Here is an 11023-nt window from a genome sequence, read left to right as displayed (position 1 = left end):
TCGGGCGAGGGGTTCGACATCGAGCCGATCTGGCGCGCCATCAACCACACGGTCTGGCGCACGCGCTTTGCCAAACTTGAAGGACAATCTCGCGAAAATCGTGCAGCACGGCAGGCGCGCCGACTCCATCGTCAAGAACATGCTGCTGCATTCCCGCGAGGGCGGCGGCGAGCATCGGCTGAGCGACATCAACGCGCTGGTCGAGGAGAGCCTCAACCTCGCCTATCACGGCGCCCGCGCCGAGAAGCCGCAGTTCGACGTGACGCTGAAGCGCGAGCTCGATCCCGCGGCCGGGCAAGCGGCAGTGTTTCCGCAGGAGATCACGCGGGTGCTGCTGAACCTGATCTCGAACGGCTTCCACGCGGCGGCCAAGCGCAAGTCGGATGATGGCGCCACCGATTACGAGCCGGTGGTGATCGCCGCAACGCGCGACCTGGGCGACAGCATCGAGATCCGCATCCGTGACAACGGCACCGGCATTCCGCACGAGGTGAAGGAAAAGATGTTCGATCCGTTCTTCACCACCAAGCCGGCCGGCGAAGGCACCGGCCTTGGATTGTCGATGAGCCACGACATCGTGGTGAAGCAGCATGGCGGCACGATCGACGTCGCGACGGAGCCCGGCGCGTTCACCGAGTTCACGATTCGATTGCCGCGAAACAGCAGCTTTCCGGACGGAGGCCGCGGCTAGCGGTTCCTACTCCGCCATCTCGACCGGTTGCGTCGTGGAGGGCCCGGCCAGCGGCCGCTCCTCCATCATGATCAGGCAGAGCGCGGCGCCGGCCATCAGCGCGGTGGCGGCGCCGAAGACATAACGGAACGCATGCCGCATGTCGTCGGCGGGGATCGCATTGACGGCGCCGTGATGCTCGCCGGCGAGCGGAACGTCGGCGCCAAGTGCAATGAGCAGGATGGCCGCGAACGCCGCGACCGTGAACGAGGACATCAGCGAGCGGAAGAAGTTCAACGCGCCGGTGATGGTGCCGACCTGCGGACGGGCGACCGAATTCTGCACCGAGACCACGCAGACCGGAAAGGTGGTACCGAGGCCAAGTGCAAAGGCAGCCATCAGCGTCAGCAGCGCCCAGAGCGGCAGCGTCGTCAACGTGAGGGCGAGGCCGCACAGCGCGGCCCAGGACGTTCCGACGATGGCGACCCGCTTGTAGTGCTTGGCGCGCGCCATGGTGCGACCGGCAACGGCCGCGCCGACGGTCGAGACCGCCGCGAGCGGAATCAGCGCGAGGCCCGCTTCGCTGGCGCTGAGATGATAGACCGCCTCGTAATAGAGCGGCAGCTGCACCGTGAGCCCCGTGATCGCACCGAGCGCACAGCCGCCGGCCGTCAGCCCGAACGGCACAACCGATCCTCCGAGCAGCGACAGCGGAAGGAACGGCTCGTCCGCGCGGCGCGCGTGCCAGACGAAGGTGACCGCGAGTGCGACGGCGCCGCCCACCATCGCAAGCACGGTCGGCGAGAGCCACGGGAAGCGCGTGCCGCCCCAGGTCAGCACCAGCATGAAGACGACCGCCGAGGCCATCAGCAGCACGCCGCCGAGCCAGTCGACCTTGCGCTTGCGGTGGAACACCGGGATCTTCTTCATCCTGGGCAACAGCAGAGCAATCGCCGCGGCCGCGAGCGGCACATTGATCCAGAAGATCATCGACCAGTGCAGATGCTCGGCGAATACGCCGCCGATGACAGGCCCGAGAATGCCGCCGACCATCCAGACGCTGGAAAAATAGGCTTGGTACTGGCCGCGCTCGCGTGGGCTCACGACGTCGGAGATCACGGTCTGCACCACCGGCATGATGCCGCCGCCACCCAGCCCCTGGAGACCTCGTGCAAGAATCAGCATCGGCAGGTTCGGAGCGATCGCGCACAGCACCGAGCCCGCGACGAACAGGCTGAGCGAGATGATGATCATCGCGCGGCGGCCATAGATGTCGCTGAGCGTGCCGAAAACCGGCGCGACCGCGGTCGAGGCGAGCAGATAGGCGGTAATGACCCAGGATAGATTGGAGACGTCGTGGAACTGGCGTCCGATGGTCGGCAGCGCGGTCGCGACGATGGTCTGGTCGAGTGCGGCCAGGAACATCGTCAGCATCAGGCTGATGACGATGGTGCGGACCTCGTCCTGCGACAGCGGCGCCGGCGGCGCGAGCGAAGGAGCGTCATCGACGCTCAAGACCTCGCTCGGAAGGCGCGACAGCTCTTCGGCGATATCGTCAGGCAATGTCTGGGGGTCGGCAGAACCGCTCTGCCGCTCGAACTTGTTCATCTCGATCGGAAGCCATGAGGCGGCGCAACGCCGCGAAGGATTCGTTCTATGCAGTCCAATGTAGACAGCAAAGTTCTTCCCAGGCAGGCACCGCGGCGCATGGGTGCGTCCCACCCCACGGCCATCCCGAACACGTGATCCGAATCCCCTGTCCAAACCCCTTGGCGGATCAGTCCTTCGGACGTCGCTTCAGACGGGCCCGTTTCGGCAGCTGCGCCGGCCATTGCACGATGTGGTTCTCGAGCTCGTCGTCCGGGATCTCCACCTCGCTGCCTTCGACCCGTCCGCGTACGGAGACGCCGGCCTCATGCACGGTGTCGGGATCACCTGACACCAGCGGATGCCACCAATAGAGGTCGCGCCCTTCCGCGACGAGCTTGTAGCCGCAGCTCGGCGGCAGCCAGTTCAGGGTGCGGACATTGGCCGGGGTCAGGCGGACGCAGTCCGGAACCTTGTCGGAACGATTCGCATAGTCCTTGCAGCCACAGGTCACCCCATCGAGCAGCTTGCAGCCGACATGGGTGAAGTAGATGTCGCCGGTGCCCTCCTCCTCGAGCTTGTTCAGGCAGCAGCGGCCGCAGCCGTCGCACAGGCTCTCCCATTCGGGCCCCGACATCTCTTCCAACGTCTTGGTTTTCCAGAAGAATCCTTCTTGGCCTGAAGGTCGTTTGGGAGCTGCGGTCATGCGCCTCAACAAAAGTTCGAAAGAGCTACGACTGGTGCCATCTAGGGCGTGCGGACCTAGGGCTGCAAGCAGCGCCCGCGTGAGGCCCGTAATGAACCGGGGTCAATTAGGCCTGTTGTTCAAAATCGCAAGCGTGACCATTGGTTTATAGGCCCTGCTCGGCTAGAAGGAACAGCAAGTCCCCACCGTCGCTGGCCGGGCGCCTTGGGTTTGCCGCAACTCTCCCGCAAGACGTCTCGATGCCGCCCCGGCCGGGTGCTTGAACGCTTTCGAACCAAGCCGCAAGGGTTCTAGGTGCGCCAGATCATACCACCGCATTGGAAGGCCCGGATCCGGAATTTCTTCCTGGATCTCGATGCGCGCATCGACTCGTCGCTGTTCTCCTCAGCCAAGGGCATCCGCGAGCTCTACGAGCGCTACTCGACCTTCATGGATCGCTTCTATGTCGGGCGGTGGAAGCGCTGGGTGTTCATCGAGCCGCTGTCGGAGGCTGCGACCCTCGGCCTCGGCGGCCTGGTCGTGATGCTGACCCTCGCCATCCCCGCCTTCCGCGAGACCGCGGACGAGGACTGGCTGAAGAAGTCCGACCTCGCGGTGACCTTCCTCGACCGCTACGGCAACCCGATCGGCAGCCGCGGCATCAAGCACAACGATTCGATCCCGCTGGAAGATTTTCCGGACGTGCTGATCAAGGCGACGCTCGCGACCGAGGACCGCCGCTTCTACGAGCATTTCGGCATCGACATCGCCGGCACCGCGCGCGCGCTCGTCACCAACGCCCAGGCCGGCGGCGTCCGCCAGGGCGGCTCCTCGATCACCCAGCAGCTCGCCAAGAACCTGTTCCTGAGCAACGAGCGCACCATCGAGCGCAAGGTCAACGAAGCCTTCCTCGCGGTCTGGCTGGAATGGCGCCTGACCAAGAACGAGATCCTCAAGCTGTATCTCGACCGCGCCTATATGGGCGGCGGCACCTTCGGCGTCGACGGCGCCGCGCATTTCTACTTCAACAAATCGGCACGTGACGTGACGCTTGCCGAAGCCGCGATGCTCGCCGGCCTGTTCAAGGCGCCGACCAAATACGCGCCTCACATCAACCTGCCCGCCGCCCGCGCCCGCGCCAACGTCGTGCTCGACAATCTCGTCGATGCCGGCTTCATGACCGAGGGCCAGGTGTTCGGCGCCCGCCGCAACCCCGCCTTCGCGGTCGACCGCCGCTACGAGGCGTCGCCGAATTATTATCTCGACTACGCCTTCGACGAGATGCGCAAGCTTGTCGACACCTTCCCGAAATCCTACACCGAGCGCGTCTTCGTGGTCCGGCTCGCGATCGACACCAATGTGCAGAAGGCGGCGGAAGACGCGGTCGAGAACCAGCTGCGCCAGTTCGGCCGCGACTATCATGCGACCCAGGCCGCGACCGTCGTCTCCGATCTCGACGGCGGCATCCGCGCCATGGTCGGCGGCCGCGACTACGGCGCCAGCCAGTTCAACCGCGCCACCGACGCCTATCGCCAGCCGGGCTCCTCGTTCAAGCCTTACGTCTACACCACCGCGCTCCTCAACGGCTTCACGCCGAATTCGATCGTGGTCGACGGCCCGGTCTGCATCGGCAATTGGTGCCCGCAGAACTATGGCCATTCCTATTCCGGCGCGGTGACGCTGACGCAGGCGATCACGCGTTCGATCAACGTGGTGCCCGTCAAGCTGTCGATCGCGATCGGCCAGAAGGAGCAGCCGAAGGCGCCGAACCCGGCCAAGATCGGCCGCGCCAAGATCGTCGAGGTGGCGCGCCGTTTCGGCCTCAAGGCGCCGCTGCCCGACACGCCGTCGCTGCCGATCGGCTCGGACGAAGTCACCGTGCTCGAGCACGCGGTGGCCTATGCGACCTTCCCCAACCGCGGCAAGGCGGTGACGCCGCATTCCGTGCTGGAAGTGCGCACCGGCGCGGGCGATCCGGTCTGGCGCTGGGACCGCGACGGCCCGAAGCCGCGCCAGGCGATTCCCGCCTCGGTAGCCGCCGACATGGCCGGCATGATGAGCCACGTCGTCAGCGAAGGCACCGCGCGCCGCGCAGCGCTCGACGGCATTCCGACCGCGGGCAAGACCGGCACGACCAATGCGTATCGCGACGCCTGGTTCGTCGGCTACACCGGCAATTTCACCTGCGCGGTCTGGTACGGCAATGACGATTATTCGCCCACCAACCGCATGACCGGTGGCTCGCTGCCGGCGCAGACCTGGCACGACATCATGCTCGCGGCGCATCAGGGCGTCGAGGTCCGGGAAATCGCCGGCATCGGCATGGGCCAGAAGCTGCCTCCCGAGCGGATCGCCAACGCGCAGGCCAATGCGGCGCCGAAGGTGCTGGAGACCAAGCCCGGTCCGCCGCCGGTATTGACCAAGCGCGGCGCCGACGTTTTGGTCCGCGTCGAGAAGCTGCTGGATGACGCGGCCAGGATCGCGACCAAATCGGCCGCCACCGATCCCAAGCAAGCCAAGCCGGCATCGTCCACGAGCGCGCTCGCCTTCCCGCAGAACTATGCGGAAGAGAATGCGAACGCATCCGCCCCGCGCAAGAACTAATCGAAACAAGAACTGATCGAAACAAGTGCGGCTGATCCTGATCACATTGACGGCCCTTCTGCTCGCAACCGTGGTGGGCGTCGGCGCCACCTGGATGACGACGACGCGCGGCACCGAGATCGGCGCGCTGACCATCGGCCCCTGGACCGCGCGTCCGCGCACCGGCACCGCCGACGTCGATCCCTATTCGCGCGCCACCATCGTGCGCAACGGCGAGCTGCCGATCGGCACCGGCGACGGCGTCGCCTTCACCGCGACCGCCGACGACAAGAAGAAGGTGCTCGACGGCCGCTGCGACGTCGTTGTCTCCGGCGTGACGCCGCCGGCGCGGTTCTGGACGCTGACGCTTTACGACCGCAAGGGTCATCTCGTCCCCAATTCGCTGCAGCGCTACGGCTTCACCAGCCAGGAGATCGTGCGGCAGTCCGACGGCTCGTTCGAGATCCGCATCGCCTCGCGCTCGCGCGCCGGCAACTGGCTGCCGACCGGTGGCATCGAGCGCTACGCGCTGATGCTGCGGCTCTACGACACTCCGGTCGGCGTTGCCACACGCACCCAGCGCGACGCACCGATGCCCACGATCACGACGGCGGGCTGCTCATGATCCGGCTGTTGTTCACCATCGTTGCCGGCGTGGTGCTGGGCCTCGTGGTTCATCTCGTCAGCGTGCTGGCGCTGCCGCGGATCGCGACCCAGGATGCCTATTCGCGGCTGACGCCGATGACGAAGCTCAACGGCGTCACCCAGCTCCCGCTCGCCGATCCGCAGACCTCACCGATGCCGTTCATGGATCCAGCCTTTGCGCTCGCGATCTGCCGCTACGATCTGTCGAACGGGCCGATCAAGCTGACGGTCCCCGTCAGCCAGGCCTACACCTCGGTGTCGTTCTACACCCGCAACGAGATCGCCTATTACGCCATCAACGACCGCTCGGCCGGCAAGAAGGTGATCGAGCTCGATCTGATGACCGAGCCGCAGCACAATGAGCTACCCGAGGACGAAGAGATCACCGCCGCCGACCGCCTGATCATCGATTCCCCCAGCACGACCGGGCTGATCGTGATGAAGGCGCTCGCCCCCGAGCCCGGCCTGATGCCGCAGGCGCAAGGCTCGCTCGCGGCCGCGAGCTGCGGACCCCAGACCGAGGCGCCGGCCAAGGCCGAGGCACCGCGGGGACGGCGCTGAGGTGCGCCGCTTCGGGACGCGCAAAAACAAAAAGTCGAAAAACAACCCCATGCACAGTAGCGTTGGCATTGAAATCATTAGCCATTTTTGTTGCACCAAATAGGCGTTTGCCGGACCGGTAAATCCCTGCCCGTCGCGCTGTTCGGATTTGACTCGTCGGGCAAAACACTGGCAGAATGCCACCATCGAAAGTTCACCCGCGCGGAGCAATCCGGCGCGGGTTTTTTGTTGGCGGAGCCTCAAACCGAAGATGGCTTGAATGCCTGCAGCTCGACTTCACCTTCAGGTCGGTGGCTGTAGTCCTGGCGAGTTGAGCCAATCATCTAACGACAAGCTTGTTTCAGCCCAGCGTGCGCGTCTGAGGACGGCATCTCTCACCGGCCCTGGCGGGAGCAGTTCCGCGGCTGAGCGAAGACGAACGGCCTCTTCTGCAAGACCCTCTTGGTGCGATTCATTGAACTTGCGTCGATCGCTCACTGCACGATCCGGTCCGGAGGAGGCGGGAGCGCAAGCAGCGTTCTCATCACCGATAACAGCCACTGATCGGGCGGTGACGTCGGAACTTAGATGCTGGTGGAACCTTCCGTCGGCGCACTCGTGCACACAAGCGGCTGAGAGCGCTTCACGTTGGCGGCACTTCCTCCTGCAGCATGTGCATGGATCAGGTCGGAGCCGCCAAGCATCGCGTGGCGCTAGCGCGGGAACAAGGTCGGGGCATGCAGGTTGACCTTGCGGCAGGGAGAGTTGTCATGAGCGAAGAGGAGCTGACCAGCAAAGCCGAGCGCGCGCTCGTTACCGTTGCGCTTAGCCTGACGATGCTGGTTCTTTGCATCGGAGCCCTGATCTATCGCTAGCCCGGGGCGACGGCAGCTGCCCGCGATGAAGAGCTTGGCTTGAAAGCGAGAGACGGTGCGCAACGCAGCTGTTGTATCACCACTGTCGCGGTCACCTGACGATGACCCGCCGAATCTTTGTTGTCGATGGGGATTATCGGCGCCGCGCAGCGGCGTCCGCTCGTGGTGCTCGGCAATCCCCACACGCTGACCAATTCGGTTTATCTCTCTGACGCCTTAGCCACTGTCTGGTGTTCGTCATGAGGTCGCTGCCGCCGCCCACCCATGAGCCGAAGTATTCGACGATGGAGAATTTGAGCGTTGTATGGAGCCGGAAGCGGACCGCTCTCGCAAAGCGACCCCGCGACCTCGACGGCTCGCTTGGTACTTGCGGTGAGGTGCAATTGAAGAGCGGGCCGATGATCTCTCAGCCATTTTGCGATGCCGAACCCATCTCCGGCCAACTCCACGCTGCTGACAACGAGATCCACCGGAATGGTCCCTTCATCAAGCAACGCGATTGCTTCGTCTGCTGAGCGCGCCTCCAACACCTTGTAACCGCAGCCGCGTAGAAAATCGGCCAGCGCCATGCGGAGCAGCACGTCTTGCTGTGCAAGCACGATGGAACGGGGGGTGGCTGATTGGTTCGTTTGCATGCCGGACAACCGACGAGTGGCAGTCTTCGTTCCTTACCAACCGGCAATCGCTCTGATCCGCTGTACGACTTTCGGAAGGTCCCACGGTTTCGGAACAAAAAGATCGAATTCGGCGCCGGAGGGTGGTGCCTCCGATGATGTAAGTATTACTTTTAGAGTGGGAAAATCGCGTTTGATCAAAGTTGCGAGTTCCGCGCCGTCCATTGACCCGGGCATTCGAACGTCAGTCACGACCAGCGAAACCTGAGTCCCAGAGTGAAGAACGTCCAGCGCTTCGTCTGCATCGCCGCACTCGATCACCGCGAGACCGTTCTCTCTAAGTTCATCAGCGACCATGATGCGGACCAGCACATCGTCCTCAACGACGAGCACAGGACGCTTCGAAGCGGGATTGGTGTCGGTGTCGAGCATCCTGCCTGTGTTCACTTTTGCCACTCGTTCAATGGGTTGGCCGGAAATCTAATCAGTGCTCGGAGATTTTGTTCCACGGTGACGGCCCCCCTTAAGGCGCAGTAGCCTTGCTAGCCATCCAGGTATGTTAACGCGTCCAGTTGCAAGGACGAGAGGAGCCTGGTTCTGGCCACAGCGGTGATTGCCCACTCTCAAGACGACCACAGCTTCTGAGCTGAAGCTGATGTTGTTCCCGATCGAGAGCCCAGGAATTGAGCGTGGGAGGGAGCACCATCTCAAGCATCAGACGACGCTCAGCGCGCGTTCATCGATCCTACCGCTCCTCGGTCGGATGCACCCACTTGTAGGGCGCAATGCTTTGTGTTGCGGTCAGCTTGATCATGTGGACAGGTGGCGCGGAACGCCCCTTCCGGCATGACCGGCACTTCAGAGACGCTACGAGCTTCCAGATCTGCGTATCCCGCGGCCTGCGGATCATATCGAGCGGCAGGCTCGCCCGCGCCTTGCACCTGTTGCACTCGACCTCGAGCCAGCGCATGCCGGCATCGAGGCATTGCGCGATTGTGGGGGACGGCTGCGCGGGACCCCCGTAGCCTTCCATCTGCACCGAGCAGGCTTCGGCTTCCGCCCGATCGGCTTCACGAACTGCTTTCGTGGCAACTTCGCGAGCGTGCTTGGCGGAAATCTCCGCCCCCATGATCCGGCCGCTCCAGATGATCTCTCGTGATTTCGTGCCCATGTCCTCCTATGAAGACCGCCCGGCTCGCGTTGACAAATTATCGATTGTTGGTGGGCTGGAACGGCCGAACACCACTACCCCTCGCGTTGTGGAAAACCGGACGGGCATACAAATCCTTCGCGCAGCATCGGCCAGACTTTGACACGTCGGGCAAAACACCGGCATAGTGGCATCACCGATAAGTTCACCCGCGCGGAGCAATCCGGCGCGGGTTTTTGTTGGCGGAGCGCTGGTTGCCGTGATCGGAAAAGCACTATCGTCTCACTCCGACGACGCTCCTTTGTCCCCTCTCGATATTTCATGTGCAGAGGTGCTGTGCGGTTTCGTCGCAATGTTTCCAGGGAAATGAACTACTATAGTCAGAGCATCATGGCTTACGTCATCGACATTGATGCGCGCACCGCGCGTTTTGGTCTTCACGCCGGCCGCCTCCAAGCAGGCAGTTAGCCGGACGGTGTTCGCGCCGTCCGGGCTCTTTTCCAGCTTTCGTGACCTCCACTCGAGAGGTCGTCTTGAAGCAGAAGGAGTGCGCCGTGCTGCCTCTTCCAAAAATCGCACTGACCTCATCAGACTATCCGCGGCTCGAACAGCTCGCCCGCCTCGCCGTCCAAAAAGGAGATTTGGACGGGATATTCCTCATGGGCGAAATCAACCGCGCCAATATCGTCCCGGACGAAGCGGACGCCGTCCGTCCTTTCGTGACGATCGGATCATGGGTCACCCATTGCACGAATTGGGGCGTTCCGCGTCGCACCGTGCAACTGGTCTGGCCTGAGGAGTGCTGGTCGGATCCCGCCTGCATTTCGGTGTTGACCCCGCTGGGTACAGCTTTGATCGGACTGCAGGTCGGCGATCAAATGCCGTACTTCGTCGCCGGATGTCTGAATGTCGTCAGGGTCCAAAGCGTGACCCCATCGCATTCGACGGTTGTCCCACTCTTCCGGAGGGGGCCGAGGCGGTCAGGCAACCCGTGCGATGACGACCCCGGACCAACCGCAGCATAGGAGCGACCAATGCGCAATTTCGAAGCTGAGAGCCGGCGAGAACAGCCGGCGTTGCCGCCGATCAAGATCACTGAGGACGAATCGCGGCGCCTCAGTTCCTTGGCCAATTCGAGCATGGATCTGTTTCCGCGAGTGGCCCATTTTCTGGCTCGGGAGATGGAACGTGCCACGGTGACGGACGAGAACAACTTGCGAGGCGTGATCAGGATGGGTTCGAAAGTGACCTATCGCGACGACGAGACGGGTGCGAGCCGAGAGATCGTGCTGGTCTATCCGCACGAGGCAAACATCGAGCTCAATCGGATCTCGGTCCTGACGCCTGTTGGAGCGGCCTTGATCGGCCTATCGCCGGGGCAGCGGATCGACTTCGAGACGCCACACAAGCGCACCAGGGGCCTGACCGTTCTCAATGTATCCGAATAAGCCCGTGTGATAGGTCAGATTGAGCATCGCCGTCTTGAGATGTGAGCGCGCCGCTCCAAAGGCGTCGCGCCCGGATCTGGCCCGACGCAATCAGCAGGGCCGTCACGACCGACAGGCATCGAACGTTCATGGCAATCTCCGGCAAAGGTGACGAAACGCTCATTTGGTCTCAACATATGTCAGATCATCGAACGGCGTCACGCTATCTGCCGGCGAACGTCACGAA

The 11023-nt window shown here is 63.4% G+C and carries 10 protein-coding genes; 6 read left to right on the top strand and 4 right to left on the bottom strand.

Going from position 1 to position 11023, the window contains the following annotated elements; translation table 11 throughout:
* Window positions 1–691: sensor histidine kinase (locus AC0L2F_RS33685; RefSeq protein ID WP_473251307.1), on the top strand; the 691-nt coding region annotated here is incomplete at its 5' end.
* Window positions 692–697: 6 nt separating this feature from the next.
* Here AC0L2F_RS33685 and AC0L2F_RS33680 read toward each other — a convergent pair.
* Together AC0L2F_RS33680 and AC0L2F_RS33675 are read right to left on the bottom strand one after the other, a co-directional pair.
* On the bottom strand, window positions 698–2278 hold the full coding sequence (locus AC0L2F_RS33680) for an MDR family MFS transporter (protein WP_007608265.1): 1581 nt from the start codon (window positions 2276–2278) through the stop codon (window positions 698–700).
* A 169-nt stretch (window positions 2279–2447) separates the two neighbouring features.
* A complete protein-coding gene (locus tag AC0L2F_RS33675; protein ID WP_063993066.1) occupies window positions 2448–2963 on the bottom strand; it encodes a YcgN family cysteine cluster protein in 516 nt (171 codons plus the stop codon).
* A 294-nt stretch (window positions 2964–3257) separates the two neighbouring features.
* Between AC0L2F_RS33675 and AC0L2F_RS33670 the strand changes: the two genes are divergently transcribed.
* The 3 genes from AC0L2F_RS33670 to AC0L2F_RS33660 are packed head-to-tail and all read left to right on the top strand — an operon-like array spanning window position 3258 to window position 6731.
* Window positions 3258–5546, top strand: a complete 2289-nt coding sequence (locus AC0L2F_RS33670) for a transglycosylase domain-containing protein (RefSeq protein ID WP_007608263.1) — start codon at window positions 3258–3260, stop codon at window positions 5544–5546.
* A 25-nt stretch (window positions 5547–5571) separates the two neighbouring features.
* Window positions 5572–6150, top strand: a complete 579-nt coding sequence (locus tag AC0L2F_RS33665) for a DUF1214 domain-containing protein (RefSeq protein WP_007593444.1) — start codon at window positions 5572–5574, stop codon at window positions 6148–6150.
* Complete coding sequence (locus AC0L2F_RS33660) at window positions 6147–6731, top strand: DUF1254 domain-containing protein (RefSeq protein ID WP_473251306.1); 585 nt, start codon at window positions 6147–6149, stop codon at window positions 6729–6731. The genes AC0L2F_RS33665 and AC0L2F_RS33660 overlap by 4 nt, the downstream gene beginning before the upstream one ends.
* Window positions 6732–8253: 1522 nt before the next feature.
* On the opposite strand, the gene AC0L2F_RS33655 is transcribed toward AC0L2F_RS33660, so the two are convergent.
* Both AC0L2F_RS33655 and AC0L2F_RS33650 read right to left on the bottom strand, forming a co-directional pair.
* On the bottom strand, window positions 8254–8631 hold the full coding sequence (locus tag AC0L2F_RS33655; RefSeq protein WP_063993069.1) for a response regulator: 378 nt from the start codon (window positions 8629–8631) through the stop codon (window positions 8254–8256).
* Between the two features lie 313 nt (window positions 8632–8944).
* Complete coding sequence (locus tag AC0L2F_RS33650; protein WP_473251305.1) at window positions 8945–9370, bottom strand: hypothetical protein; 426 nt, start codon at window positions 9368–9370, stop codon at window positions 8945–8947.
* Window positions 9371–9882: 512 nt separating this feature from the next.
* Here AC0L2F_RS33650 and AC0L2F_RS33645 point away from each other — a divergent pair.
* Together AC0L2F_RS33645 and rnk are read left to right on the top strand one after the other, a co-directional pair.
* Window positions 9883–10374: a GreA/GreB family elongation factor gene (locus AC0L2F_RS33645; protein ID WP_473251304.1), complete on the top strand. Its 492-nt coding sequence runs from the start codon at window positions 9883–9885 to the stop codon at window positions 10372–10374.
* Between the two features lie 9 nt (window positions 10375–10383).
* Window positions 10384–10797, top strand: a complete 414-nt coding sequence (rnk, locus tag AC0L2F_RS33640) for a nucleoside diphosphate kinase regulator (protein ID WP_473251303.1) — start codon at window positions 10384–10386, stop codon at window positions 10795–10797.
* Window positions 10798–11023: the final 226 nt, after the last annotated feature.

It is taken from the genome of Bradyrhizobium sp. Ken64 (assembly GCF_055807555.1).
The sequence above is the reverse complement of the archived record's forward strand: the minus strand, read 5'-3'. Positions and strand labels throughout refer to the sequence as shown.

What these genes read in the sequence shown, in the direction of transcription:
- AC0L2F_RS33680 (WP_007608265.1), bottom strand. Translation starts at nt 2,278, where the DNA reads ATGAACAAGTTCGAGCGGCAGAGCGGTTCTGCCGACCCCCAGACATTG.
- AC0L2F_RS33675 (WP_063993066.1), bottom strand. Translation starts at nt 2,963, where the DNA reads ATGACCGCAGCTCCCAAACGACCTTCAGGCCAAGAAGGATTCTTCTGG.
- AC0L2F_RS33660 (WP_473251306.1), top strand. Translation starts at nt 6,147, where the DNA reads ATGATCCGGCTGTTGTTCACCATCGTTGCCGGCGTGGTGCTGGGCCTC.
- AC0L2F_RS33655 (WP_063993069.1), bottom strand. Translation starts at nt 8,631, where the DNA reads ATGCTCGACACCGACACCAATCCCGCTTCGAAGCGTCCTGTGCTCGTC.
- AC0L2F_RS33650 (WP_473251305.1), bottom strand. Translation starts at nt 9,370, where the DNA reads ATGGGCACGAAATCACGAGAGATCATCTGGAGCGGCCGGATCATGGGG.
- rnk (WP_473251303.1), top strand. Translation starts at nt 10,384, where the DNA reads ATGCGCAATTTCGAAGCTGAGAGCCGGCGAGAACAGCCGGCGTTGCCG.